Source organism: Bacillus sp. FSL M8-0256, from assembly GCF_038005765.1.
GTDB classification, from domain to species: Bacteria; Bacillota; Bacilli; order Bacillales; family Bacillaceae; genus Bacillus; species Bacillus safensis.
In genome coordinates, this window is the sequence record NZ_JBBOTU010000001.1 from 292071 (window position 1) to 317774 (window position 25704).

Sequence of the window (25704 nt, forward strand, 5' to 3'; positions counted from 1 at the left end):
CCTTTTGCTTAGAAGTATGTGTGATGATTCATGATGCTATGATGTGGTTCTTTTTAAGATGTCATTGATATCTTCTGGGGTCGTGCGGCAGCAGCCGCCGATGATATGCGCGCCGTCTTTGTACCATTGATGCGCACATTCCCCAAAAGTAAGATGTGACGTATCTCCGCTCCATACCTTTTCTTCAGGATCATATATTTCACCTGAGTTTGGATAAACCACAATCGGTTTGCTCGTTCCCTTTTTCATTTCTTGAATGAGAGAAGTAATAAATTGCGGCGGCGTACAGTTCACGCCGACAGCAGCGATTTGTTCATAAGGCTCAAGCGCCTGTACACATTCTCGTATGGAATCACCTTCACTAATGTGCAGGCCATCCTTTGCACTGAATGTGATCCAGGCAGATGTCCCGCTGAATTCATCTTGCAGCAGCTTTGCAATGGCAGTTGCTTCAATCAGACAAGGAATCGTTTCGCATGCTAGAATATCTGCACCCGCTTCTACTAATGCCTGAATTCTTGGTCTGTGAAAATCAATGAGAGCCTGCTCTGAAAGCCCATAATTTCCTTTATATTCTGAACCGTCAGACAAATAAGCGCCGAATGGCCCCACAGATCCAGCGACAAATGGTTTTGTCCGTCCTTCACGACGCACTTCATCCTGCCAAAAAAGATCGCGTGCCTCTTTCGCTAGAGTGACAGAGCGTTTCATGAGTTCAATCGCTTCTTCTTTTGTATAGCCTTTTTCAGCAAAGCCTTCAATCGTTGTTTGGTAGCTGGCGGTTGTTGCGCAGTCAGCACCTGCTTGGAAGTAGTCCAAGTGTACTTGCTGAATCAATTGTGGCTGTTCAATAAGTATTTTGGCTGACCATAAACGATCGTTTAAGTTACAGCCCTTTCGTTCAAGCTCTGTTGCTAATGCACCGTCTAAAATCAAAGGTGCGTGAGCCTGTAAACGGCTTTGAATAGGATTCATTGGAATCAAACAGCCTCCTTTTTAGATCGGAAATGATGGATATGATATGAGGCAGTAGTTTAAATGACTAAAGTGTTTTTGTCAAGGAGAGGAAAAAGCATATTAGGGCGCGAAAACCCTGAAAACATGCGGGTTTTGATGTATAAAAATGCAGTCAAAATAATAGAAAACCAAGTCATTGACAGCCTCTAAAAAGAGATATATATTATGGAAAGATTGATTTCAGAAAGCTTCGTCAAAAGGCGCCGTCTTTTGATTTTTATGTTGTCCAACGACTGTCTTCTTTCGTGCAGAAAGAGGGTTTTTTATATGCTTAAAAAAGGAGGAAAGAAGAAATTGAAAAAATGTGTAAAAGATATAGCGATGATTCTAGTTGGTTCTTTTTTATTTGCCGCAGCAGTGAACATGTTTGTCATTCCGCTTGAATTTGGTGAAGGCGGTGTCACGGGGCTGTCCATCATTTTTTATTATTTGTTTGAAATAGCACCGTGGCTGACGAACCTTGTGTTGAATGCGATCTTATTACTTGTGGGATATAAATACTTGGACAAAAAGACCACGATTTATACGGTGGTTGCCGTTGCAAGTAACTCCCTATTTTTACACCTGACCACAACATGGGTCGTGAATGTACATGAATTGATCATTGGAGCGATTTTTGCAGGAATTATCATCGGAATTGGGATTGGTCTTGTGCTCAGAGCCGGTGGAACAACGGCGGGTTCTGCCATTCTCGGAAGAATTGCCAACAAGTATTTAGACTGGAACGTGAGCTATGCCATCTTGTTCTTTGATCTGATCGTTGTATTTGCTTCCTATTTTATTATTGGTGCGGAAAAATTAATGTTTACCATTGTAATGCTGTACGTGGCGACAAAGGTAATGGACTTTGTGATAGAAGGACTTAACACGAAAAAGGCAGTGACAATTATTTCTTCATGCAAAGATGATATTGCGGAAGAAATCAATCACACCCTGGACCGAGGCGTAACGATTTTAAACGGACGCGGTCATTATTCAAAGGAATCGAAGGAAATTCTGTACGCGGTCATTCAAAAGCAGGAGCTCATGCGCCTTAAGAAAATTATTAAGAAAATAGATCGAGACGCATTCGTTGTTGTCCATGACGTACGCGATGTGTTCGGAGAAGGATTTGTAAATATATAAAAATGAAAAGTAGACAAAGAGCTAAAAGACCCGAAAAAGGGTCTTTTTTTTATTCTCTATACCTCTTGTCACACAATACTATGTAATGTATAGTATAAAGAGTTAGGAGTTGTAAACATGAATGCACAATTAAAAAAAGGATTACTGGAATTTTGTGTACTGGCGGTATTAAAGAAAGGCGATTCCTATGGTTATCAAATCATTAAAGATATGTCTCATTGTATTGAGATTTCAGAATCGACATTGTATCCGATTTTAAAGCGTTTAGAGCAAAACAATTATGTGGAGACCTATTCCCAGGAACATAACAGTCGATTAAGAAAATACTACCGCATGACAGAAAGCGGGCGGGAGCATATGGCGCAGTTTTTAGAGGAATGGGATCAGGTGATGGCGATTTACGACTTTATTTCTGGAGGACAGGGCAATGAATAAAAAAGAATTTTTGAGCAGCCTAAAGAAGCATCTGCATCTTCTAGGCGACAAAGATAGTGATCGGTTTATCGAATACTACGATGAAATGATTGAGGATTATCAGGAAGATGGCTACAGTGAACAGGAAGCGGTTCATCAAGTCGGGCAGCCTGCTATGATCGCTGAAGGAATTATGAAGGAACAAGGAATCAAAACCGTTCAGGTGCCGACGTTTGGAGAAAAAGCCACAAGACTCTCCATTCTCATTTTAGGTTTTCCGTTATGGGGCAGTATTCTAGCAACAGTCTTCCTGCTGATTCTTTCTGTGTATATGGTGATTTGGTGCATTCCACTCGTGACAGGTGCGTTGACGCTTACTGGTCTGCTCGGCGGTTTTTGGAGTATCATTGGTTCTCCATTTATTTTTCAGGACGGTTTGCATGTGGTGGTGACGCAGGTTGGTGTTGGTATTCTTCTATTAGGTGTCGGATTATTAAGCGGCATAGCCACGGCGTACTTGACAAAGCTATTTGTGCAAATGACTATTCAAACCACTAAGGCATTCATGGGAATGTTTAAAAAGAAGGTTGTGAGAGTATGAACTTGAATGATTTAAAAAAGCAATGCATCAAATGGGGGATCATCTTCACCGTTGCCGGAGGAATTGTCATGACAATTGGTTTTGGACTATCAGGCTTTGATTTAGATGCATATCACAACAATAACCAGAGCAACGTGTTCCGCACCATCAATTGGAGCAAGCCATAATAAATGAAAAAACCCGCTTATGCGGGTCTCAGCGTGTAGACAAACCCTCGCATTCTTTGTCAGTTCTGCGCTCCGGTGCTCACGAATGTCAAATTCGCTCCGCTCCGATGCTCGTCCTTCCTAGACTTCAAAGGTTTTCTATCACGCTGAAAAGAAGACAAAGAGCTAAAATCAAGATCATTTTAGCCCTTTGTCAACAGTCTAAAAAAACCCGCTTATGCGGGTCTTTTTTTCGCTCGGGCCACAAAGAAGAAATAACAGCAAAGTGCGCCTAGATCACAAAGCATAATGATCAGACCCATTGGAAAGGCTGTTTGGCTTCCGGCTAGTCCGACAAGAGGTGTCATGCAAGCGCCTAGCAGCATTTGCGCAACACCGATCAGTGCAGCTGCACTTCCTGCATGTGCTCCGTGATGCTGCATCGCAAGAGACGGCGCAGAGGTGCCGACAATTCCAACACTTGAGACAACAAAAAACAGCGGAATCAGAATGCCGAACAATCCTGCATCAATCGAGATCATCAAAAATAAAGTGACTCCGCCTAATGCAGCTGTCAGCAATCCAATGCGAAGGACTTTCTCTTCACCGATTTTCGCAGCGACTCGGGCAAATACTTGTCCAGCCGTGATGATTCCAAGACTATTTACCGCAAAGGCTGCACTAAATCCTTGTGGAGAAAGGTTGAAAATTTCCTGAAGCACAAACGGTGAACCAGAAATATAGGCAAACATCGCTGCGAATACAAAACCTTGTGAGAGAGCATATCCAACAAAGAGACGATCACTGGCTAAAATTTTCATCGCGCTTGCAATCTGTTGAAAGCCCCCGGTCTGTCTACGCTCTGCGGGTAAGCTTTCTTGCAGTGAAAAAATCGATCTCAGCAGCATCAATGCCCCGAGAATTCCGAGTAGTACAAATACACCCTGCCATGTTGTGAATCGTAAAATCTGTCCGCCCGCAATAGGTGCTGCTGCCGGAGCAACCCCGTTGACTAACATCAGCAGTGCAAAGAATTTCGTCATTTCTGATCCTTCATAATGATCTCGGACAATGGCTCGTGCAATGACAATGCCAGCTGAACCAGCAAGTCCTTGAATCAATCTAAGAAGAATGAACGTCCAAATCGATGTGACCACTGTACAAAGAAGGGATGCCGCAATAAAGATGATCAACCCAATCATCAGCGGCTTTCTTCTGCCAATGGTATCGCTGATCGGACCTGCAATCAGCTGGCCAAGCGCCAGTCCAATGAGACAAGCCATCAGACTTAATTGAGACAACGCCGTGCTCGCCTCAAAATCACGAGCAATATGAGGCAAAGCAGGTAAATACATATCCATTGCCAGCGGAGCAAGGGCTGTTAAAGATCCGAGCAATGCGGCAAGGAGAAATCGATTTTTTTTCGATTCTTGGGGATAAGATAAAGAACTCATATGATGACAACACTCCTCGTATACTTCCTCAACACAGCATAATGAATCAAGCGTTCCTTTTCAATGAAAAATTTTCAAAGATGATTCCGTGCAAAATGATTGATCTTTCGAATGAGACTCTTTACATTGAATGAGTAGAGAAAAGAGTAAGGTGATCGTATGCAGTGATTGCATGATACGTATACCCACTAATAGAGAGCAGGAGGTGCTGACATGAAGCAGCAAGAGCTGATCATTCGTCAAGCAGTCAAAGAAGATCATGAGGCCATCACACGCGTGCTGATCAAATCCTATGCACAGTATGAGCCTCAATTTACAGAGGAAGGCTGGCAAAATTATTCTGCCGCGCTTGCAGCAGCTGTAGATAATCCGAACATGGAGCTGATGCTTGTGGCGGAGCTTGACGGCAAGGTCGTGGGGACGCTTCAAATGTTCCGGTCATCAGAGCAAGCGTATGACAAACCTGAAATGGGCATTACATCAGCCATCGTCCGGTTTTTAGGAGTAGATCCCGATGTGAGGGGAAAAGGCATTGCAGAATCATTGCTGCGTAAAAGTATTGAACTGACGCAATCATGGGGCGAAAATGTCCTGTATCTTCATACATCTGATAAAATGCAGGCTGCCATTCGCCTATATGAAAGAATGGGCTTTGAGCGTGCGCTTGATAAAGAATTTGTGAACCAAAATGGGACACATGTCAAGAGCTATCAATATGTGATCAAGAAAGAACAGCCGGCAGGCTCATAATATAATGTGCAGCAAAAGGAAGAGCTTACCTCCATGGACAGCTCTTTCTTTTTTTCAATTTACGCCCACAGTACCAGCGCCCAATAGGATACCACCCACGAGATGAAACCGAACATGACAAAGAATTTTAACATGCGCTCATAAGGAGACAGCTTTCGTTCTCTCTTCGTTTTCACCAGCTGCCAATAAAGGACATAGCCGCAAATCATGAGGATGATTTGTCCAAGCTGTGTAAAGTTTCAAGAGTCGTGATTCCGTTCATTTATTTCACCTCATCATAGGTCTTCCATAAGTAAATGAGGCAATCCTTTATTTCTTCAAAAAAATCGGTGTATACTGGAAAGAAACGAGATGTTTAGAGGGAGTTGTGACATGTTGTTTTCGCTGCATGCGGATCGTTGGGATAAAGTCATCGAGAGAAAAATCAAATACGATCAAAAAGTTGTGGAACATACCTGTCAGCTGTTAGACACAAAGGAGCAGCAGGCTGTGCTGTTTCACAAGATTGAAGAACCGTTTACGATGAGGGCAGGTGAGGGTGCTCTAACCATTCCAAAAGGGAGCTATACGACCGCCTATTATTGGAAGGATCGTCCTTATAACATATATTTCTGGAGAGATGATCAAGGGAAGGAACTAGGATCTTATTTGAATATGGTGGGAGATACACAGTTCAACGGGCAGCTGGTCATGTTTGAAGACCTCATTATTGATCTTCTCATTCTTCCGAATGGTGATGTCTTTGTGCTGGATGAAGATGAATTGCCGGAGAGTTTAGCGGATTTTGAACACGGTACAGTACGGCGGGCATTAGAGAGCGTGACGGCTTCGTTAGAAAGCATTCTCGATCAAGTGAGGGCAGATGCCGAAGGGAAATATCATCACAGCTTGTTTGAGCCGATGTTGAGATAGAAAAAAACGATTCCTCGCTGAAAGGAATCGTTTTTTCTGTTAAACCTTAATACGGTTTAATCGTTTTTGTAAATTGGTTTTTGTTTTGGAGGCTTTTAGCTGTTTGACAGCGCTTTGAGCCGCTGCTTTTGTTTTCTTTGTTCGTTTGGTTTCCGCTTTTTTGACCTTTTGTTTAGCGTCCGTCACTTTCTTTTGATAAGCGACTTGTTTTTTAACTTTGTCGAGCCGGTTTTGCAGGCTTGTTTTTTCTTTGCCTTTATTTAGTTTTTTGATGGCCGTTTGAGCACTTTTAATAGCGCCCTGTGTTTTGTTCTTTTCGGCTGTTTTGACCTTTGCACGTGCCGAGCGGATATCAATGGCTGCTTGGACTTTCTTCACCCGTTCTGTGAGTGCTGTTTTTTGCTTGCTTGCAGTGAGCCTGCCAATTCTCGTTTTGGCTTGATTGACATCTGCCTGCTTTTTAGATGTTTCGGCTGTTTTGACAGCACTGGCTGCAGCCTTTAAAAAGGTGGATTGTGGCACATATTGCACGCGGCCATAGCCGAATTGCGGATCCTTCCCTTTTGCGCCAAGATCCACTGTATAGCTGCGCAATAAAGTGCGTAGCTGTGCATTTGTTTTCTTCGGATGAAGCTGCTTTAACAGTGCCAGCATTCCTGTGACATGCGGTGCAGCTTGTGATGTACCCGTTGCATACCAATATTCATTTTTCAAATAGGTACTGATGACGTTCTCGCCAGGAGCAGAAAATTCAATCCCTTTCCCTGTATTCGAGATAGACGCGAGTTTGTCTTTGGAAGTTGTTGCAGAAACGGCAATGACACTATTGTAAGCAGCAGGGTAGCTAATATAATTCTTTTTCCCATCATTTCCGCTTGCAGCAACCACGAGCAGGCCCTTTTTATAGGCTTCATCTACTGCTGAACGCAAGATGGGGATATTGTCTTCAAAGCCTAAACTTAAATTAATAATGTCCATCTTGTTGGTAATCGCCCAATCGATGCCTCGAAGCAGACTATACAGGTCGCCTTCTCCCTTTTTATCTAACACTTTCACAGCATACAGCTTCACACCGGAAGCCACGCCGACTGTTCCATAATCGTTATTAAGCGCACCAATCGTGCCGGCGACATGTGTGCCATGTCCTTCATCATCTTTATAAGAGGATGTGTAGTTCACGAATGATTTACCGCCGGATACCTTTAAATCCTCGTGTGGGAAAATACCAGTATCTAAAACGGCTACTTTTACATTTTTACCAGTGACGCCTTCTTTTATTGCTTGCTTTATATTTAGTTTTTGCAGATTGTAAGATTTTTGTACCAATGCATCTTGATTAGTAGCAGCGGCTGTTTTCTTCACAGTAGAAGCCGCGAGTTTGACCTTTACGTTTTTTGAGACGTAAGCGATGTTTGGGTCTTTTTTGAGTGAGGTGACTGCTTGTTCATCTGCTGTCACAGCGACAGCGGGAAGATGTATGTACTGTGCGTTCACTTTCTCACTTTCCTTAATAGCTGTTTGTTTTCCTTTTTGATTTTTATAGACGATGATGACATCTGTTTCTTTTGGCGGTGCAGCTGCCTGCGAATGGAAGGGCAAAGCAGTTGTCAACGCAAGAAGAAACGCAATGACGATAAGTAATTTCTTTTTCAATGCGTGGCTCCTCTCATCCGATGACCTCGGTCTTTTTTTCTCTATTATATCGGAGAAAGCAGAGGGATGGGATAGTAGAATTGTCGTCTTGTTCAGAAAGTTATTTTTACAAGTAACCTGAAATTGAAATTCATAGAATTCTAGTAGACAATAGAGACATCATGATAAGAGAAAGAAGGACATGCTGATGAACGTAAAAGAGTATATGACGTATGATGCGACTGGCTTGGCAGCACTTGTGCGAAATAAGCAGGTAACGCCCGAGGAGCTTATGCAGGCGGCATTTGATAGATTGAATGAGGTCAATCCAGAACTAAACGCTGTGATACGGACGAGACAAGAACAAGTTTTAAAAGACATCAAGGAGTTACATGAGTATCAGCCATTTGCGGGCGTTCCGTTTGTGCTGAAAAATATATCACAAGGGATAAAAAATGAACCGCTGACAGCAGGAGCTTTGCTGTTAAAGGATGTAAAAGCAAATTCGGATTCGCACTTTGTTGATCGGTTGAAGCAGGCTGGTTTTCTCATGATCGGACATACAAATACACCGGAATTCGGTTTAAGAAATGTGACGGAGCCTGCGTTACATGGTCCAACGAGAAATCCTTGGAATACGGACTATTCTCCAGGCGGCTCAAGCGGCGGGACAGCAGCAGCTGTTGCAAGCGGCATTGTACCTGCTGGCGGAGCAAGTGATGGCGGTGGTTCCATCCGGATTCCAGCATCCTTTACCGGTTTGTTCGGCCTTAAGCCTACGCGGGGAAGAACGCCGGTAGGCCCAGGCGCAGGAAGGCAGTGGCAAGGGGCTTCCATTGACTTTACACTCACAAAAACAGTGCGGGACAGTGCAGCCCTTCTGGATCTTCTTCAAGTCATTCAGCCTGAAGCTGCTTTCCAAACCCCATTATACGATGGCAGTTACCAAGAGGATCTGGTGAAACGTACATCTTCTATGCGAATTGCTTACAGTGTAGAATCTCCAGTTGGCACGAAGGTCAGTGAGGAGGCGAAGCAGGCGGTTCAGCAAACAGTGAAATGGCTGAGTGAGCAAGGTCATCAAGTAGAGGAAGCCAAGCCGGAAATTGATGGGATTCATCTCATGCAGCAATATTACGTGATGAACAGCGGAGAAATGTCTGCGTTATTCACTTCCTTGGCTCGTTCGTTAGGGCGTCCAGTAAAGCCGGAGGAAACGGACATCGTGGCATGGGTGCTGGCGGAGGCTGGCAAGAACGTGACCGCTGCTGCTTATACAGAAAGTCTTGATGCGTGGGATCGGGCTGCTGCACAAATGGCGTCATTTCATCAAACCTACGATCTCTATGTGACACCAGCTACTGCCTATTCAGCTCCAAAGGTTGGTGAACTTATGCATTCAGATCAGGAAACAGCCGCACTTTTACGTGTGTCATCTCTTTCCATGCAAGCACAGCAGGATCTCATTTATGACATGTTCCTCAAGAGCCTGACCTACACCCCATTTACACAGCTTGCCAACTTAACAGGTCAGCCATCAATGAGTGTTCCTGTTCATCTCACTAGCGCGGGCATGCCTTTAGGGGTACAGGTGACAGCACCTAAAGGAAAAGAGGACTGGCTGCTCAGGCTTGCGGCGGAAATGGAGACATCCTCGATTTGGAAAGGAACTAGTCAATTAAATCGATAACGCATGATAAGCGACTTTGGTCTATGGAGGGAAAAGAGTGTCACACGTGAGTACGAAGGACAAAATCATTCAAACGGCAGCACTTCTTTTACGTAAACAGGGATACCATGCGACAGGATTGAATCAAATTATCAGAGAGAGCGGCACACCTAAAGGCTCTCTTTATTATTACTTTCCAAATGGAAAAGAAGAGCTGGCCATTGCATCTGTTGAATACATTAGTCAAAAGGTCATCAATCAAATTGAAGAAGGCTTTGCCTATTCGGATGACCCATATATCGCCATCGATCGTTTTATGACAAAGATCATTCGAGGATTTATGGAGAAAGAAAGTGAAAGAGGGATTCCAATTGTCTTGCTTGCGGCAGAGTCCAAGCCTGAAAACGCGCAGCTTCATGCTGCATGCAAACAAGAAATGATCCGCTGGCAGGAGCTTGTAAAAGAAAAGCTAATGAACAGCGGGTATGAAGAAAACAAAGCGGATGAGCTGGCTTCTCTCCTTCACTCAATGGTCATCGGGGGTTTATCGATGACCACTGCACTCAAACAAACGACCCCTTTAGAACACGTAAAAAGTTACCTTAGACACTTATTTATGCGAGAAGAGTAAAATCTCTCGCATATTGTCTATCTATTATATCAATTGGTCTATATAATATAGATAGTCAATTTGTCATGAGGAGTGATGGGATGTCGGAGCAACCGCAATCGATGAAGCAATCCGAAGGTACCTCTTTTTATACCGTGTCTGGTTCCGGAAAGCTGTATGGGCTGGAGAATCAGCTTGTTCATATGCTGGCAGAAGCAAATCAAACGAATCAGCTGTTTGAGCTTGCCTTAATCACAGGTGGGAAAGGAGCATATTTCCCGCTGCACTGTCATGAGCACTTATTTGAAACCATTTTTGTGCTGGAAGGAAAGCTTGAAGTGATGCTGGACGGTAAAAAATACATGGTCACAGCCTTTGATTATATTCATATCCCGCCCAAAACGATTCATGGCTACAGAATGCATAGTCATAAACAAGATTTATTTCATATACACTGGGCGGAAAAATGACAGATGTCTATCAGCAAATTGGAAAGAGGCTTTTTCAAAATGAATGTTTTTTGATGAATCATGCTTTCGATGCAGCCAGTTTTCAGCAGGCTGAAAAAGAAAGCGATATCATCCTGATGCATGGAATCAGAGAACTGTCTAATACAACGAGGCCCTCCGTTTTATTTCATAGTCAGCTTCCTCACGAGGTACAGCCTTATGTATTAGAGGCTGGTGAAGGGAAGCAATACATCATTGATGGTCAGATTCATGAGCTGATTGCAACAGTAGAAACAACAGGAGGCGGATTCAGTCATTTTGTGGTTGAAGGAGCGAAGGAGAAATATTTCCCGCCGCATTATCATCAAGTTCATACAGAAGCAATCTATTGTGTTGAAGGGAAGATGAACCTTCATTTGAACGGAGAGGAGATTTGCTTGATGCCGGGTGACTTTGCCTATATCCCGCCAGATACGATCCACTCTTATGAATTTGTGTCTCATTCAAATAAAATGTTGGTTTTGCTGCTTCCAGGAGAAATTGAGCAGGTGTATGAGCAGTTTGAAGAATCTCCAAGCCCAAGTATATGCCCCTATTTTATTCAAGAAGGGAATTTCATGTTCAATCGGGAGACTTCAACTCAATATGATTTGTTTTTTGTCGAAAAGGAATAAGTGTGTAACGCGTTACACGACATCATGAGTCTGTCGAAACAATCGACAGGCTTTTTTTGTTTTTTGCCTCCTCCACATAAATTTCTCATTTGATGAATGAACCATTCATTCAAGGTGAAGCTATGTAAAGATGACTTGAGCTAAAGGAGGAAATCCATGTGAGAGCTGTTACTTATCAAGGGAAAAATAGCATTGCAGTGAAGAAAGTAGATGCACCGTCGATTCAAGATCGGGAAGATGTAATCATACGTATTACATCAACAGCAATTTGTGGATCAGATTTACATTTGTATCAGGGGAATTTCCCGCTTCCAATCGGCTATGTGATTGGACATGAACCAATGGGGATTGTGGAGGAAGTTGGCCCGGATGTCACAGCCGTAAAAAAGGGAGACCGTGTGGTCATTCCATTTACAGTGGCATGTGGTAAATGCCAATATTGCGATCATCACTTAGAAAGCCAATGTGACAACTCAAACCCGCACTACGATTCGGGTGGACTTTTTGGCTATAGTGAGAAGTATGGGAATTACCCCGGGGGACAGGCAGAGTATTTACGCGTACCTTTTGGCAACTACACCCCGTTTAAGATTCCAGAGGATTGTGAGCTGGAGGATGAACAATTGCTGTTCTTATCAGATGTCCTGCCAACCGCCTATTGGAGTGTAGAGCACGCAGGTGTGAAAAAAGGCGATACGGTCATCGTGCTAGGCTGCGGACCTGTTGGATTAATGGCGCAGCAATTTGCTTGGCAAAAAGGAGCAGAACGTGTGATTGCCGTCGATTACATTGATTACCGCCTGCGGCATGCAAAACGAATGAGCGGCGTTGAGGTCTTTGACTTTACAGAAGATCCCGACATGGGAGAAACGTTAAAGGAGCTCACCAAGGGCGGGGCTGATGTTGTGATTGATTGTGTGGGAATGGACGGGAAGAAGTCGCCGCTTGAAAAAATTGAGCAAAAGCTCAAGCTGCAAGGCGGAACGATCGGACCCATTCAAATTGCCACAAAAGCCGTTCGCAAATGTGGAACAGTGCAGATGACGGGTGTGTACGGCGGCCTGTACAACATGTTTCCATTAGGCGCTTTTTTCGCAAGAAACGTCACCCTGAAAATGGGCCAAGCCCCGGCGAGAGGATACATGTCAAAGCTCTATCAAAAAGTGACAAGCGGTGAAATTGATCCTAGAGCCATTATCACTCACAAATTACCATTAGATGAAGCTGCACATGCGTACCACATCTTCAATGACAAACAGGATGATTGTATAAAGGTCGTTTTAAAGCCATAAAAAAGAAGGCTTAGGAGTATTCCTAAGCCTTTAATGTGTGCTCGTCCATCATTTTTTCGATTAATTCAAAAAATGTTTTTTTATCTTCCTCTGAAAGGTGGTTGAACAATTGATTCACAAGCAGCTGGCGATTGTCGATCATTTGTTTAGCAATTTGTTCACCCGATTCAGAGAGTTCAATCCACACAGTACGGCGGTCATTATTATTTCGAGAGCGGATGATCAGCCCTTCGTCTTCTAAGTGATTGAGAGCGGTTGTTGTTGCAGAGGGAGATAATGAAACTTCCTGCAGAATATTTTTCACAGTACATGATTGATGGCGGTAGATGATACGTAAAATAAACCCTTTAACATTCGTGACGTTTTTCGGAATATTTTCTTCATCTATTTGTTTCGTCGCCTTTAAATACTTTGTCAGTGCATGGTCTAACAAACTTGCCTCTAGCTCGAAATGTTGCATTCTCCATACCTCTTTTCCTATTGCATTCGCATTTCCGATCAATTACTAGGTCTATCTTATCATAATAATCAACATGATTTAAACCAAAATGGAAGACGGCTATAAAATTACCTATATTATCAATTAATATAAAGAACAATTCCAAAATGAAATGATTTTACTTTCAGCTGTTTTTATTTTAGAATGTGAATGAGATAAAATCTGCCAACCCAATTCGCTGGAAATTGGCTATTGGAAATCAAACGTTTGGAGATGAAGATATTGAATACTTTACAGGCATTACTAAACGACAGAATGGAGCGCTCTTCACAAATTGAGGCGGTAACTGGCGGAGGGGTGTCTTATACATTTGAAGAATATGCAAAACGCATCGACCAGCTTGCACATTACTTAAATCAAAAAGGAATTCGAAAAGGTGACCGCGTTTGCTTTATTTGTCAAAACCATCATCACTTTTCAACGATTATGCTGGCAGCCATTAAAGCAGGTGCAGTCGCAGTTCCGCTTAGCTGGCAGCTTACTTCTTTTGAGCTGGAAGGTATTTTGAAAAAAGCAGAGCCAAAGGCTTTATTTTTTGACCGAGAATTCCGTGATGTGATTGCTGCGGTGAATGTGTCTTTAGACAACTGCCTCATGGTGGAATCTGGTGTAAATGCGAAAACAACGCAGCTGTTTGAAGACATATTGGCTTCAAATGATGGCAGTGATCTTGCGGAAGAGGTATCAGAAGAGGATCTAGCGATGATCTTATTTACCTCTGGGACAACGGGGAATCCAAAAGGCTGTATGGTCGGACATGGACGAATCTATCAATTTTTAACAAGACGCGGGAATCGAGGATTTGACTTGAAAGGGAAACGGTACTTGGCGAGTCACCCTCTCTATCATATGAGTTCAATTAATCATCTGATCGCTGCTGCCATTGAAGGGTATACACTTGTTTTCTTACATGATGCAACGCCGAAGCGCATTTTAGAAACGATCGAAAAAGAAAGAATAACGTTCATGATGGCTTTCCCATCAGCTTATACGTACATGCTGGAAGAAATGAAGCGCGGTTCGTATGACCTTTCATCCTTTGAAATTGCGATTTCTGGCGGTACGAAGGTGCCGGTCCGTTTGATTAAGGACTACAAAGAAGCAGGCATTCAGATGATGCATGGCTACGGAAGCACGGAAGCATGGGTTGTCAGTGCGTGGCATCCTGCGATGGGCGAGGATAAAATGGGCTCTGCTGGTAAAGTGGATCCAGATGTAGAAGTGAAAATCGTTCATCCTGAGACTGAGGAAACACTGCCAGCTGGAGAAATTGGCGAAGTCGTCATGAGAAGCCCATTTTATTTCTTAGGCTATTATCATCAGCCTGACGCTACTGCGAAGGTGCTCAAAGATGGCTGGTTCCATATGGGAGATGCAGGCTATCTAGATGAAGACGGGTTTCTATTTATCACAGGCAGATACAAAGATGTGATTTTATACGGTGGAGATAATATCTATCCTGATCAAGTAGAAGAAGTCATTGAACAAATTCCAGGTGTGATTGAATCAGCTGTCATCGGGGTGCCGGACGAATTATATGGTGAAGTGCCAAGTGCGTATATCGTAAAAGACGAATCCGCCGATTTCTGCGAAGAAGATGTGGTGAACTATTGTCAGGAACGTTTGGCAGATTACAAAGTGCCATCCATTCATTTCATCAGTGATCTGCCAAAAAACAAACTTGGTAAAATTACGAAGAAAGATTTACGTGAATTGGTTGTGAATGCTTAGTACCTATTCTGCTATAATGAAATTTGAATGATTTTTTGTTTTTCTAACGTTTTGGAGGGAAAGGGTTTGCGACATATTCTTCGTAAGAAACACGTTCACGATTTGTTGGAACAGAGCAGACAGCAAAAGGTAAAGAAAACACTGGGCGGGCTCGATCTCACGCTTCTTGGTATAGGGGCAGTGATTGGCACAGGGGTTATGGTGTTAACTGGTATAACAGCGGCTAAGGATGCAGGACCGGCTGTTATTTTCTCCTTTGCGATTGCAGCCATTGTGTGCAGTTTGGCAGCACTTTGTTATGCAGAAATGGCTTCAGCGCTTCCTGTATTCGGCAGTGCGTACATTTATTCATATACGACCATGGGCGAGCTTGTAGGCCATTTGATGGGCTGGACCTTATTGTCTGTTTATATGCTGACTGCTTCAGCTGTCGCCAGCGGCTGGTCGAGTTATTTCAACAGCTTGCTCGAAGGATTTGGAATTTCGATTCCGCATCAATTCTTAGCGGGGCCGGAGCAAGGCGGATATATGAATCTGCCGGCGATTATCATTGCTTTACTGATTGCGTGGATCTTATCTAGAGGAACGAAGGAAAGTAAAAAATTTAATAATATCATGGTGTTTGTGAAACTCGGTATTATTGTTCTTTTCATTGTAGTAGGCGGCTTTTATGTACAGCCATCCAATTGGCAGCCGTTTATGCCGTTTGGCGCAGAAGGCGTCATTGCCGGTGCTGCTGCTGTATTTTTTGCCTTTTTAGGGTTTGATGCAATTTCTGCTTCAGCAGAAGAGGTGAAAAATCCGCAGCGGAACCTGCCAATTGGGATCATAGGTTCATTACTTATTTGTACGATCATTTACATTGTCGTTTGTTTGGTCATGACAGGCATGGTGCACTATACACAGCTGAATGTCACAGAGGCTATGTCCTATGTCCTGCAAAGTGTACATCAAAATAGCGTGGCTGGTATTATTTCTGTTGGTGCAGTCATTGGATTGATGGCTGTGATTTTCGCCAATAATTATGCAGCAACTCGAATTGCCTATGCGATGGGCCGAGACGGACTTTTGCCTAAAGTGTTTTCAAAAACAAACAAAAGCGATACGCCTGTTGCTAGCATATGGATGATTGGCGGAATGACAGCTGTTATTTCAGGCTTTATTGATTTGAAGGATCTGTCCAACTTAGCGAATATCGGTGCGTTATTAACGTTTGCCATGGTCAGTTTATCTGTGCTTATTTTGAGAAAAACACATCAGCAGCTTGAGAGGGGCTTCAGGGTTCCTTTTGTGCCGGTTTTGCCGATTATATCAATGGGCTGCTGCTTGTTCCTTATGCTCAACTTACCAGGCCGGACATGGCTTTACTTTGGGGTTTGGCTGTTAATCGGTGTCGTCATGTATGCAGCGTATTCAAACAAACATAGTGAATTAGCGAAATCTTCATGAGAAAAAGGTGCAAATCCGTTGACGATTTGTGCCTTTTTTCATACGATTTGGGATAAGCTATAAAAGAGATGATGGACGGAACAAGAGGAGGATGAGGGATATGATTAGTGTTAGTCCTTATATTGTTGTAGAAGATGTGAAAGAATCTCTTCAATATTATCAAGGGATTTTTGGTGGGGATATTCAGATCTTAAATGAACATCAAGACCGTGTCCTGCATGCTGAATTGCATCTTGGGGAATCACTGCTTCATTTTTCAGATACATTTGGACGCACGCCAAAGCCAGAGAATCTCAGATTGATCATGCAGTTTGACAATGAAGAAGAACTAAAGGCTGTCTATGAAGCGCTGGAAGCTGATGGAGATGTACTGGTCGAATTACAGGATACCTTCTTTGGCGCACTTCACGGACAAGTACAGGACCGGAAAAATGGGTTGATCTGGGTTCTGAATTATATGAAATAGACGAAGACCTTGACGAGTGTGAAGTTTCAGCGTGTAGACAAACCCTCGCATTCGGTGTCAGGTCTGCGCTCCGGTGCTCACGAATGTCAAATTCGCTCCGCTCCGATGCTCGTCCTTCCTAGACTTCAAAGGTTTTCTATCACGCTGAAAAGAAGACAAAAGGCTAAAATCAAGATCATTTTAGCCCTTTGTCAACAATCTGTACCTTCACGAGTGTGAAGGTTTTTTTGTGAGTGTTTTTATTTTCTGAAAAATGGAAAATATGCTATGTTGGAAGAATAAAAGGACAAGGAGAAGGGTGGCAAAGGAATGGAACAAATTGAGTTTCAATCAATCCAAACAAATGGTGTAACACTTCATACAGCAATGGCTGGACCAGAAAATGGCCCGCTGCTTGTGCTGCTCCACGGGTTTCCTGAGTTTTGGTACGGCTGGAAAAATCAAATCATCCCCTTGGCTGAGGCAGGCTATCGTGTTGTTGTTCCTGATCAAAGAGGCTACCATCTAAGTGACAAGCCAGAAGGAGTCGAATCCTACGTATTAGATAAACTGAGAGATGATATTGTGGGTTTGATCAAGACGCTGAGCCCGAACCAAAAGGCGATTGTCGGCGGACATGACTGGGGCGGAGCTGTTGCTTGGCATTTGGCTTCAACCCGTTCTCAATATGTCGAGAAATTAATCATTGTCAATATGCCGCATCCGCGGGTGATGATGAAGGTTCTTCCTTTTTATCCGCCGCAGTGGAAGAAAAGCTCCTATATCGCTTTTTTTCAGCTTCCGAATGCTCCAGAGGCAGCACTTCAAGAAAATCATTTTCAAAAGCTGGATGAAGCCATTGGGCTGACGGCAAGACCGCATTTGTTCACGAAGGAAGATGTCTCAAGCTACAAGCTCGCTTGGACGCAGCCAGGCGCCTTGACCTCAATGCTGAATTGGTATCGAGCCATCAAAAAAGGCGGCTTTGAAAAGCCAATTTCCAAACGAATTCTCGTTCCTGTTCGCATGATCTGGGGGATGGAGGACAAATTTTTAAGCAGAAAGCTGGCGAAGGAAACGATAAAGATCTGTCCAAATGGCCAGCTGATCTTTGTCGATGATGCCTCTCATTGGATCAATCATGAGAAACCAGAGGTCGTCAACAAACTCATACTTGAATTTTTGACATAAAGAAAAAGCTCTGATCAGTTGACCAGAGCTTTTTTGATTTATCCGATTTGATTCTTTTTCAATGCAGCAGGTTCGTCGTCCCAGCATTCAATTTTCTCATTGTTTGGAACGGCATTTTTATAGAAAACAGGATCTTTGCCTTCTTTTTTCTGTCTCGTGTAGTCCTTCAGTGCTGCGAAGGCGACCTTAGACAGCATGGTAATGGCGATGAGGTTGACGATGACCATGAGTCCCATGAAGAGATCGGCTAGACCCCAAACGAGAGGAACAGTGGCAACCGCACCGAACAGAACCATTCCAATAACGGCAATTCGATAGATGTTAAGCCAAATTTTGTTCGCTCCAAGGAATTCAATGTTCGTTTCCCCATAGTAATAGTTACCGATCAATGTACTAAACGCGAATAGGAAAATCATGATGGCAAGGAAGCCAGAGGCCCAAGGTCCAATATGCTGACTAAGAGAAGCCTGTGTTAATTCAATTCCTTGCAGGTTTGTTGTTTTATACGCATCAGAAAACAGAACAAGGAAGGCTGTGCTTGTACAAATAATTAACGTATCTGTTAACACGCCGAATGCTTGGATTAATCCTTGTTTAACAGGGTGGCTTGTGACAGCCGTTGCTGCTGCGTTAGGTGCACTACCCATACCGGCTTCATTTGAGAAGAGACCGCGTTTAATCCCTTGTAATAAGGCACCGCCTAGCGTACCGCCAGCAAACTGTTCAAACCCGAAGGCGTGTTTCACAATCGTGCTGATGACACCAGGAAGTTCCGTGATATTTGTGACAATAACAAAGAACGCAATTCCGATGTAAGCAACCGCAAGCACAACGACAATGTATTCAGAAGCCTTTGCGATCGCTTGGATGCCTTTGAAAATGATCGCTGCAAAAATGACAGCCATCACAATACCGACGGTTAAACGGTCTAAACCGAAGGAGTTTTTAAAAGCGACAGTGATCGTATTTGATTGAACCGCATTAAAGACGATTCCAAAAGAAATTGTAATCAGGATCGCAAATAAAATCCCCATCCAGCGCTTGTTTAACCCTTTTTCCATGTAATAAGCAGGTCCACCGCGGAAACCTGTTTTGTCTTTTACTTTATATACTTGAGCTAGTGTACTTTCAACGAAACTTGAAGCAGATCCGATAATGGCTACGATCCACATCCAAAAGATTGCACCAGGGCCGCCAATGGCAATAGCGATAGCAATCCCTGTGATATTCCCTGTCCCTACACGTGCTGCCATACTGATGGCAAATGCTTGGAACGGTGATATTCCCTCTTTTTCTTTTCTTCCTTCCTTCAGGACACGCAGCATTTCTTTGATCATTCTCACTTGCAGGAAGCGTGTTCTATATGTGAAGTACACTCCAACACCAAGTAACAGAGCAATCACAATATAAGTCCAAATAAAATCATTTGTATGTGTTAAATAAGATAGCAAAGCTTTTTCGTTCATAACATCACCTCTTCAAATTCATCACTGTTCTTTTTAAAAAATACTGAGATCCCACTCTTTGGCGAGCTTTTTCAGCATCATGACACCGGTAATACTATTTCCGCAATCGTCAATGGCGGGACCGTAAATGCCAATTCCACAGCCTGTCTGAAACGGGAACTCTCTTCTTGCGCTTGGCGGAACGCAAGCCATAATTCCTCCAGACACACCACTTTTGGCTGGAACGCCTACAAAAGCAGCAAAATTCCCAGACGCATTATACATGCCGCATGTCAGCATCAATGCCTTTGTTAGTCTGGCGATATCCTTTGGGATGACTTGAACTTGTTTAAAGGGATGGTAGCCATCACTTGATATAATCAGTCCAATCAAGGCGATGTCCTCTGTTGTGACCTCAATGGAACATTGCTTTAAATACACTTCTAACGTGTCCTCGACATCCGATTCTAAATAATTGGTTTCCTTTAAATAATAAGCAAGTGCTCGATTTCGGTGCGCAGTTGCCCATTCTGATTGATAAACCTCTTCATTAACAGAAGGACGCTTACCTATTAAGTTTTCGATTAAATCGAAAATATATGCTAGCTTTTCTGTAGAAGTCTTTCCGGGAAGGATGGAGGATACGGTAATAGCTCCAGCATTAATCATTGGATTAAAGGGCTTCCCTGGTTTATGCATCTCAAGACGGTAGATGGAATTAAATGCATCACCAGTTGGCTCTACATCTACCCGATCCAAGACGTAAGGTACGCCTCTTCCTAAACATGCAGCTATAAAGCTGATGACTTTTGAGATACTTTGCAGGGTAAAGGGAACGTCCCAATCACCATATCGTACAGATGATCCATCTGGGCCTATCACGCTGATACCAAGTTGAGAGGAATTCACTTTTCCAAGTGCTGGAATGTAGCCAGCATTCTGCCCGTTTGTGTAATACGGACGTATTTCTTCTGCCCATTGATCAACAGAAGACTGGCATGCGTGTTGTGTATTTTTAGAAATTGCTGTTTTCATACGATTCCTCCAATCAAAAATCAAAAAGTACCCTATTGAATTGGCGGATGACAAAAAATGCGATCAAATAGGCACGAAAACATGTTACACATCTTCAAAGAACTTGTCATGCGCTGCTTGCACCACTCCTTTACACCTAAATATATGTACAAATGAAGGCATTGTCGGCGGAAAAACAAAAAGGGTTTTTAGTGAAAATTCAGAAAACGCTTACATATAGTTTCACTAAAATTGTTCATTCAATTTATCTTGGAAACTACACAATCTGACGTAAATCTACAGAAAAACTTACAAATAAAAATCAGTCTGTCGATAATTGTCTAAACAATTCCTATTATTGTCGTCAATGATCAAAACAGTGAATAGCTGAAAGGTCACCTTGCTGTCCCGGAAAATAGTCATAAAAAAGGATTTTGAGGATAAAAGGAGCAGTGAAAATTATTTTTTTGTACATTGTGGAGAAAAGAGTCTCCTTGTATACTGTGGCTATGCAAACAGGGGAAGGGATGTCAGTCATTTGAGTTTAAATCAGCTTGTCAAAAAGGACGCATTCATTTTAATTTTTATGATGGTCATTGTGCCGCTTGCAGGAGAGCTGAAGTTTTATCCTGTGAATGAGACGTTTCGCATCAGCTTTGGCGCACCTGCGTTTTTCTTTTGCTTATTACTCTTAAGAAAATCTAGACCGCTATTGCCGGGATTTTTAACAGGCGCAGCCATTGTGCTTTTTCGGGTAGGTTTAGATTTGATTCAGCAGAATGCTGATCTGGCTTCATCATTTTATCAGCAATTCCCAAGCTTCTTTTTCTATTTCACTTATGCTTTCCTGTTTTTTGCCGTCCGTACGGTACGCTTTAAACAGCGCTCTATTTTCATTGGGATCATCGGTCTGATGATCGAATTAGTTGCTGATTTTGTCGAGCTGTTTGTACAATTTCTAGTGTTTGATACAACGATGACCTTATCAAAGCTGAGCGATATGTTCCTCATTGCGTTTGCTCATAGCTTTGTGGTGATCAGTTTTTTTAATATGATGAAGCTGTATGAGGCTCAATCAAGAGAAAAGCAGATCATGAAACAAAATGAGCATATGATGATGGTCATTTCGAATTTATATGAAGAAACGGTGCATTTAAAGAAAACGTTAAAACATACAGAGCATATTACACAGGAATCATACCGGCTTTATCGTCTGCTGCATGAACACGAAGCAGGGAAAAAAGTGAGTCAGGAGCTGTTAAAGCTCGCAGGAGAAATTCATGAAGTGAAAAAGGACAATCAGCGTATTTATGCTGGGCTTTCAAAGCTGATTTCGAAGGAAAATATGCAAGACTATATGAAGGCGGAGGAGCTTGTTCAAATTGTGATCCGCATTCAAGAGAAGTATGCTTTATCTCTTGGGAAAAACATCTCCTTTACATCTGATATAAGGGGCATTCATCTGCATGATTATCATGTGTTTATTTTCTTATCGCTGATTAATAATTTAATGGCCAATGCAGTCGAAGCAATAAAAGATACCGGGATGATCTCACTCGAATTGAAAGGAAGTCATGATAAAATAGAGATTCGGATTGAAGATGACGGACCAGGGATTCCTATAAAAATGAGAGAGATTGTGTTTGATCCAGGGTATACCTCCAAATTTGATGCATTTGGAACACCGTCTACAGGAATTGGCTTATCCTATGTGAGAGAGCTGGTTCAAGAGCTTGGCGGTCAGATTCAAATCGAACCAAAAGAAACAAAAGGTACAGCTTTTCTGCTTGTCCTTCCTATACAAAATTTAATACAGAGAGGGTGAGTGTATGCGATTCTTCATTGCAGATGATGATCGTGCAATACGCTCGATTTTAGGTCAAATCATAGAGGATGAGGATTTGGGAGAGGTCGTAGATGAAGCGGGTGACGGAGTTGGATTAGAGGCACATTCCCTGAACCTCAAGAAAGTAGACATCCTTTTGATTGATCTTTTAATGCCTGCTAGAGATGGCATTCAAACCATCCGCCATATCCACCCTGAATTCAAAGGCAAGGTCATTATGATTTCCCAAGTAGAGGCGAAAGAGATGATGGCAGAAGCCTATGAACTAGGGATTGAATATTATATCCATAAGCCTGTCAATCGCATTGAAATCGTCAGTGTGATTCGAAAAGTCATGGAGCGTATCAAGCTGGAAAAATCGATTTACGATATACAAGCCTCTCTTCGCCACGTGCTGCCATTAGAGCCTGTGATTTCTCAAGGTGCGGGCGCTGGGGCGAAGAGAAGAACGATGAAAGAGGCTGGGGAATTCCTCTTATCTGAGCTGGGAATTGTCGGCGAGAGCGGCTCTAAGGATTTACTGGAGATACTCATCTACTTACATGAAACACAGTCAGCTAATTCTCATGAGGTCAATTTCCCGCCGCTAAAGCAGCTGTTTATTAAAACAGCAGAAAGAAAACTGGATCATGGTGCAACCGATGTAGAGGTGATGCGGGAAGTGAAAGCGGCGGAGCAGCGGATTAGACGAGCTATTCATCATTCCTTGAATCATTTTGCCTCACTAGGATTAACAGATTTCTCAAATCCTAAGTTTGAGCACTACGCGTCGAAGTTTTTCGATTTTACCGATGTCAGTCAAAGAATGAAAGAAATGCAGAAGACATCTTCTCCCTCAGGATCGACAGGCAGGGTCAATACGAAGAAATTCGTTCAAATCTTTTATTTTGAGGCAAAGCAGTTATTCGAAGGAATGAGCTGAGGAAAATCTGTTGGTATGATTGGAGAAAATAAACAGAGAAAGTCTGTCTTTCCTATGATCTATCGTGATCTTCAGGTGATTTTATAATTTAACTGATCATTCAGATTTTTCTTTTTTCTTGAAAATAAAACCCTCCTGTGCAATCGTTTGTTAAAATAGTGAGGTTAGACTAGAATGTCGGAGGTTTTATTTTGGGAAAAATTAAACGAAATGCGCTCTGCCCATGCGGAAGCGGAAAAAAATATAAACATTGCTGTGGTCAAAAATCAGGCGGAGAACAAACGTCTGAGCTTGTGTTTAAGGAAGCTGTACAAGTTCAAAAGGATTTAATGAATTATGCTTTTTCTAAGCATCAGAGAGCGATCAATCAATTCATTAATGAGTTTTCTTTCCTTGCAGATATGGATAAAGAAACGCAACAAATCTCAGTTTTCCATTTGAGTGTATGGGGCATCTTCTTCCGTCCATTAACTGATCAGAAAGAGACCATTTTCCAAGAGTTCCTGACAAAGAAAGCAGAAGATATTACACGTCCGAAAACAAGACAAGTGGTCCAATCTTGGACAGACATGGAGCCATCTTTGCTTTTATTAAATGAAAAAACGGACGAGTCTCTTTACTTTGAGAATATGATAACAGCGGAGAAGGTTGAAGTAGATGTAAAACCTGATCAAACGGTACTGCCTGAAAAGGGAAGTCTCGTGCTTGGTTTTCCTGTTCAATTTGGAGAAAAGGCAGAGTTTTTCATTCAATATACGATGTTTGCGAAAGAGTTTACAGATACTCTTCTTCTTCAAGTTCGCCAGCTTGTTGACGCATATGAAGCAAATGGAGGGGCGCGCAGCACATTTATGAGAGAATCATTCCCTGATGTGCTGAAGTGTATGTTTGCGAAGCAAGAAGTAGAAGAATCAGAAACACCTGCTCAAACAGAAGGCGATGCAGGTCTATCAGCAGATCGTATGGACTGGGCAAGTGACGTCCAGCTGGAAACTGCTAAGCTGATTGAAGACGGAATGAAGGAGCACGGTGATCAAAGCCTGACAGATGGTGCTTTAACGGTTTGGAAAGCCTACTGTGATCAGAAATCACCTGTGATCCGTAAAGCAGCGTCATTTGCTGCCGGAATCGAATACTACATTCATTCACTTGCAAGCGATGCCCCGCTTTCTCAAGCACAAGTAGCGAAAAAGTATGGCATTAGTGCGTCGACTGTATCGAGCCGTTTTAAAGATATCGAAAAAGCGGTGAAAGAAGAGCAAGAGGCGACAGTATAATCTAAAAAAAGACGCGGCTCCTTCAGAGGCCAGCGTCTTTTTTAGATTATCTCGTTTTAATAAAACCACTCATGTACTGCTCTGTATTATAATCATTGAGGTCAATTTTCCATTGACCATCCCCATTACGTTTCATTTTCACTTCATATTCAGCTGGGCTGGAAACGGGAGCAAGTTTTTCGAATTCAGATGCGTACAAGTTTAAGCTTTTTTTATACAATTCTTCTTTAGAACGGATTTTCCCGTTGTAAAACTCGTCTCTTTGCTTGTCTAGCTTGTCTTTTAAGTTAGAAGCATCAATGCCTGTTACTTGAGCGACAACCTTTGCTTCGTCATCAGAGATGGTTTTCACACTTGTTTCTACTTTGGCTTTATCCTTCATGGTGTTTTGAATGCGTTTGTACATCGACAGAATATCCCGGTCACTCACTTCATTTCCGTATATTCCTGCACTTCTTTTGAAGTCTTTTACAAACATCTCATGGTATTTATTGACGACATCCGATTGGTTGTCACCCGTTAAATCTGCGAATTCATCGTTCTTTTTATCAAAAACAATAATATCGGTATAAGCGGATAACGCTTTTGCTGGGTTATCCAGCTTTTTTGCTGAATCGAGTATTTTGTTTCCATCTAGGTCGATTTGGATGGAATCACTGTTTTTCTTGATACTGTCCTGATAGACGAACTGATATTTCTTCCCTTTGTCTACTAGGAAATAAAGAGCTCCTGAAAGTGACTTGCCTTTGTTCAATGAACCAAGGTCAAGACGGTCTTTGCTGCCGTAGAATTTTAAATCAGATACTTTGGCGTCGTCCTGATAAAGGGAGAAGTCAGAGTTATATAATGAAAGGGCTTTGTCACCTTTGTTTGTGATCGTCAGATTGACTTTTAGCACCAATTCATTGTCTCTCAAGGTAGTTGTTGAGTCTTCTGGTAACGTATATTCGTAGCTATTGACTTTTACCTCTGCTGTTTTCGTTGACTTTTGATCAGCGTCGGTTGATTTGGCTGAGCCCTGGCAGGCTGCAGAGATGATCATCACGAATGAAATCATGAGGAGTGCACTTAATTTTTTAAGATTCACAGTTGAAGCTCCTTTGCTTTTCTTTCGTCATTTCATTCCCGCTATCTGACTAA

The 25704-nt window shown here is 42.6% G+C and carries 25 protein-coding genes; 18 read left to right on the forward strand and 7 right to left on the reverse strand.

Annotated features, from left to right (window positions below):
• Nucleotides 1-36: 36 nt before the first annotated feature.
• Nucleotides 37-975, reverse strand: a complete 939-nt coding sequence (gene mmuM, locus NSQ76_RS01655) for a homocysteine S-methyltransferase (RefSeq protein WP_212052291.1) — start codon at nt 973-975, stop codon at nt 37-39.
• Nucleotides 976-1311: 336 nt separating this feature from the next.
• On the opposite strand from mmuM, the gene NSQ76_RS01660 reads away from it, so the two are divergent.
• The 4 genes from NSQ76_RS01660 to NSQ76_RS01675 all read left to right on the forward strand — a co-directional run bounded on the left by NSQ76_RS01660 (nt 1312) and on the right by NSQ76_RS01675 (nt 3324).
• Nucleotides 1312-2142, forward strand: a complete 831-nt coding sequence (locus NSQ76_RS01660; protein ID WP_024424393.1) for a YitT family protein — start codon at nt 1312-1314, stop codon at nt 2140-2142.
• Between the two features lie 117 nt (nt 2143-2259).
• On the forward strand, nt 2260-2577 hold the full coding sequence (locus NSQ76_RS01665; protein ID WP_024424392.1) for a PadR family transcriptional regulator: 318 nt from the start codon (nt 2260-2262) through the stop codon (nt 2575-2577).
• Complete coding sequence (locus NSQ76_RS01670) at nt 2570-3157, forward strand: DUF1700 domain-containing protein (RefSeq protein ID WP_024427430.1); 588 nt, start codon at nt 2570-2572, stop codon at nt 3155-3157. The genes NSQ76_RS01665 and NSQ76_RS01670 overlap by 8 nt, the downstream gene beginning before the upstream one ends.
• The gene (locus NSQ76_RS01675; protein ID WP_167753092.1) at nt 3154-3324 is read left to right on the forward strand and encodes a hypothetical protein; all 171 of its coding nucleotides are present in this window, start codon (nt 3154-3156) and stop codon (nt 3322-3324) included. The genes NSQ76_RS01670 and NSQ76_RS01675 overlap by 4 nt, the downstream gene beginning before the upstream one ends.
• A gap of 215 nt (nt 3325-3539) precedes the next feature.
• Here NSQ76_RS01675 and NSQ76_RS01680 read toward each other — a convergent pair whose 3' ends face one another.
• Nucleotides 3540-4757, reverse strand: coding sequence for a multidrug effflux MFS transporter (locus tag NSQ76_RS01680; protein ID WP_268421357.1), 1218 nt, complete (start codon nt 4755-4757; stop codon nt 3540-3542).
• A 213-nt stretch (nt 4758-4970) separates the two neighbouring features.
• On the opposite strand from NSQ76_RS01680, the gene NSQ76_RS01685 reads away from it, so the two are divergent.
• Together NSQ76_RS01685 and NSQ76_RS01695 are read left to right on the forward strand one after the other, a co-directional pair.
• A complete protein-coding gene (locus NSQ76_RS01685) occupies nt 4971-5507 on the forward strand; it encodes a GNAT family N-acetyltransferase (protein ID WP_024427428.1) in 537 nt (178 codons plus the stop codon).
• Nucleotides 5508-5879: 372 nt separating this feature from the next.
• On the forward strand, nt 5880-6419 hold the full coding sequence (locus NSQ76_RS01695) for a DUF402 domain-containing protein (RefSeq protein WP_285706993.1): 540 nt from the start codon (nt 5880-5882) through the stop codon (nt 6417-6419).
• A gap of 39 nt (nt 6420-6458) precedes the next feature.
• On the opposite strand, the gene NSQ76_RS01700 is transcribed toward NSQ76_RS01695, so the two are convergent.
• Entirely contained in the window at nt 6459-8072 is a 1614-nt protein-coding gene (locus tag NSQ76_RS01700; RefSeq protein WP_231293946.1) for a S8 family peptidase, read from the reverse strand.
• Nucleotides 8073-8259: 187 nt separating this feature from the next.
• Between NSQ76_RS01700 and NSQ76_RS01705 the strand changes: the two genes are divergently transcribed.
• From NSQ76_RS01705 to NSQ76_RS01725, 5 genes are all read left to right on the forward strand, one after another.
• Nucleotides 8260-9741 carry an amidase gene (locus tag NSQ76_RS01705; RefSeq protein ID WP_034621711.1) on the forward strand — a complete coding sequence of 494 codons (1482 nt, stop codon included), beginning with the start codon at nt 8260-8262 and terminating at the stop codon, nt 9739-9741.
• A 37-nt stretch (nt 9742-9778) separates the two neighbouring features.
• Nucleotides 9779-10351 (forward strand): TetR/AcrR family transcriptional regulator, encoded by a 573-nt coding sequence (locus NSQ76_RS01710; protein WP_024424384.1) that lies wholly within the window; start codon nt 9779-9781, stop codon nt 10349-10351.
• Between the two features lie 80 nt (nt 10352-10431).
• Nucleotides 10432-10800, forward strand: coding sequence for a quercetin 2,3-dioxygenase (locus NSQ76_RS01715; protein WP_341051986.1), 369 nt, complete (start codon nt 10432-10434; stop codon nt 10798-10800).
• Nucleotides 10801-10853: 53 nt separating this feature from the next.
• Nucleotides 10854-11453: a quercetin 2,3-dioxygenase gene (locus tag NSQ76_RS01720; protein ID WP_341051989.1), complete on the forward strand. Its 600-nt coding sequence runs from the start codon at nt 10854-10856 to the stop codon at nt 11451-11453.
• A gap of 158 nt (nt 11454-11611) precedes the next feature.
• On the forward strand, nt 11612-12745 hold the full coding sequence (locus tag NSQ76_RS01725; protein ID WP_024424382.1) for a zinc-dependent alcohol dehydrogenase: 1134 nt from the start codon (nt 11612-11614) through the stop codon (nt 12743-12745).
• A gap of 22 nt (nt 12746-12767) precedes the next feature.
• Here the strand turns inward: NSQ76_RS01725 and NSQ76_RS01730 are convergent, their stop codons facing one another.
• Nucleotides 12768-13205 (reverse strand): MarR family winged helix-turn-helix transcriptional regulator, encoded by a 438-nt coding sequence (locus NSQ76_RS01730; RefSeq protein WP_012008812.1) that lies wholly within the window; start codon nt 13203-13205, stop codon nt 12768-12770.
• Between the two features lie 261 nt (nt 13206-13466).
• On the opposite strand from NSQ76_RS01730, the gene NSQ76_RS01735 reads away from it, so the two are divergent.
• From NSQ76_RS01735 to NSQ76_RS01750, 4 genes are all read left to right on the forward strand, one after another.
• Nucleotides 13467-14975 (forward strand): class I adenylate-forming enzyme family protein, encoded by a 1509-nt coding sequence (locus NSQ76_RS01735; RefSeq protein ID WP_341051993.1) that lies wholly within the window; start codon nt 13467-13469, stop codon nt 14973-14975.
• A 66-nt stretch (nt 14976-15041) separates the two neighbouring features.
• Nucleotides 15042-16424 carry an amino acid permease gene (locus NSQ76_RS01740; protein WP_024424380.1) on the forward strand — a complete coding sequence of 461 codons (1383 nt, stop codon included), beginning with the start codon at nt 15042-15044 and terminating at the stop codon, nt 16422-16424.
• Nucleotides 16425-16524: 100 nt separating this feature from the next.
• On the forward strand, nt 16525-16890 hold the full coding sequence (locus tag NSQ76_RS01745; protein WP_025092526.1) for a VOC family protein: 366 nt from the start codon (nt 16525-16527) through the stop codon (nt 16888-16890).
• 309 nt (nt 16891-17199) lie between these two features.
• Nucleotides 17200-18060 carry an alpha/beta fold hydrolase gene (locus tag NSQ76_RS01750; protein WP_024427419.1) on the forward strand — a complete coding sequence of 287 codons (861 nt, stop codon included), beginning with the start codon at nt 17200-17202 and terminating at the stop codon, nt 18058-18060.
• A gap of 38 nt (nt 18061-18098) precedes the next feature.
• Here NSQ76_RS01750 and NSQ76_RS01755 read toward each other — a convergent pair whose 3' ends face one another.
• Together NSQ76_RS01755 and NSQ76_RS01760 are read right to left on the reverse strand one after the other, a co-directional pair.
• Nucleotides 18099-19526: an alanine/glycine:cation symporter family protein gene (locus NSQ76_RS01755; RefSeq protein ID WP_024427211.1), complete on the reverse strand. Its 1428-nt coding sequence runs from the start codon at nt 19524-19526 to the stop codon at nt 18099-18101.
• Between the two features lie 33 nt (nt 19527-19559).
• The gene (locus NSQ76_RS01760; protein WP_024427212.1) at nt 19560-20540 is read right to left on the reverse strand and encodes a glutaminase; all 981 of its coding nucleotides are present in this window, start codon (nt 20538-20540) and stop codon (nt 19560-19562) included.
• 517 nt (nt 20541-21057) lie between these two features.
• Between NSQ76_RS01760 and NSQ76_RS01765 the strand changes: the two genes are divergently transcribed.
• The 3 genes from NSQ76_RS01765 to NSQ76_RS01775 all read left to right on the forward strand — a co-directional run bounded on the left by NSQ76_RS01765 (nt 21058) and on the right by NSQ76_RS01775 (nt 24564).
• Nucleotides 21058-22344: an ATP-binding protein gene (locus NSQ76_RS01765; protein WP_341051998.1), complete on the forward strand. Its 1287-nt coding sequence runs from the start codon at nt 21058-21060 to the stop codon at nt 22342-22344.
• 4 nt (nt 22345-22348) lie between these two features.
• Nucleotides 22349-23287, forward strand: coding sequence for a response regulator (locus NSQ76_RS01770; protein ID WP_025092765.1), 939 nt, complete (start codon nt 22349-22351; stop codon nt 23285-23287).
• Between the two features lie 191 nt (nt 23288-23478).
• Nucleotides 23479-24564, forward strand: a complete 1086-nt coding sequence (locus NSQ76_RS01775; RefSeq protein WP_341052002.1) for an SEC-C metal-binding domain-containing protein — start codon at nt 23479-23481, stop codon at nt 24562-24564.
• Nucleotides 24565-24610: 46 nt separating this feature from the next.
• Here NSQ76_RS01775 and NSQ76_RS01780 read toward each other — a convergent pair whose 3' ends face one another.
• Nucleotides 24611-25651 (reverse strand): DUF4352 domain-containing protein, encoded by a 1041-nt coding sequence (locus NSQ76_RS01780; protein ID WP_125587140.1) that lies wholly within the window; start codon nt 25649-25651, stop codon nt 24611-24613.
• Nucleotides 25652-25704: the final 53 nt, after the last annotated feature.

Bases quoted from the DNA above. Each gene is read 5' to 3' on its own strand.
- mmuM (WP_212052291.1), bottom strand. From the start codon at position 975: ATGAATCCTATTCAAAGCCGTTTACAGGCTCACGCACCTTTGATTTTA.
- NSQ76_RS01665 (WP_024424392.1), top strand. From the start codon at position 2,260: ATGAATGCACAATTAAAAAAAGGATTACTGGAATTTTGTGTACTGGCG.
- NSQ76_RS01670 (WP_024427430.1), top strand. From the start codon at position 2,570: ATGAATAAAAAAGAATTTTTGAGCAGCCTAAAGAAGCATCTGCATCTT.
- NSQ76_RS01675 (WP_167753092.1), top strand. From the start codon at position 3,154: ATGAACTTGAATGATTTAAAAAAGCAATGCATCAAATGGGGGATCATC.
- NSQ76_RS01680 (WP_268421357.1), bottom strand. From the start codon at position 4,757: ATGAGTTCTTTATCTTATCCCCAAGAATCGAAAAAAAATCGATTTCTC.
- NSQ76_RS01685 (WP_024427428.1), top strand. From the start codon at position 4,971: ATGAAGCAGCAAGAGCTGATCATTCGTCAAGCAGTCAAAGAAGATCAT.
- NSQ76_RS01695 (WP_285706993.1), top strand. From the start codon at position 5,880: ATGTTGTTTTCGCTGCATGCGGATCGTTGGGATAAAGTCATCGAGAGA.
- NSQ76_RS01705 (WP_034621711.1), top strand. From the start codon at position 8,260: ATGAACGTAAAAGAGTATATGACGTATGATGCGACTGGCTTGGCAGCA.
- NSQ76_RS01715 (WP_341051986.1), top strand. From the start codon at position 10,432: ATGTCGGAGCAACCGCAATCGATGAAGCAATCCGAAGGTACCTCTTTT.
- NSQ76_RS01720 (WP_341051989.1), top strand. From the start codon at position 10,854: ATGAATCATGCTTTCGATGCAGCCAGTTTTCAGCAGGCTGAAAAAGAA.
- NSQ76_RS01730 (WP_012008812.1), bottom strand. From the start codon at position 13,205: ATGCAACATTTCGAGCTAGAGGCAAGTTTGTTAGACCATGCACTGACA.
- NSQ76_RS01745 (WP_025092526.1), top strand. From the start codon at position 16,525: ATGATTAGTGTTAGTCCTTATATTGTTGTAGAAGATGTGAAAGAATCT.
- NSQ76_RS01750 (WP_024427419.1), top strand. From the start codon at position 17,200: ATGGAACAAATTGAGTTTCAATCAATCCAAACAAATGGTGTAACACTT.
- NSQ76_RS01755 (WP_024427211.1), bottom strand. From the start codon at position 19,526: ATGAACGAAAAAGCTTTGCTATCTTATTTAACACATACAAATGATTTT.
- NSQ76_RS01760 (WP_024427212.1), bottom strand. From the start codon at position 20,540: ATGAAAACAGCAATTTCTAAAAATACACAACACGCATGCCAGTCTTCT.
- NSQ76_RS01770 (WP_025092765.1), top strand. From the start codon at position 22,349: ATGCGATTCTTCATTGCAGATGATGATCGTGCAATACGCTCGATTTTA.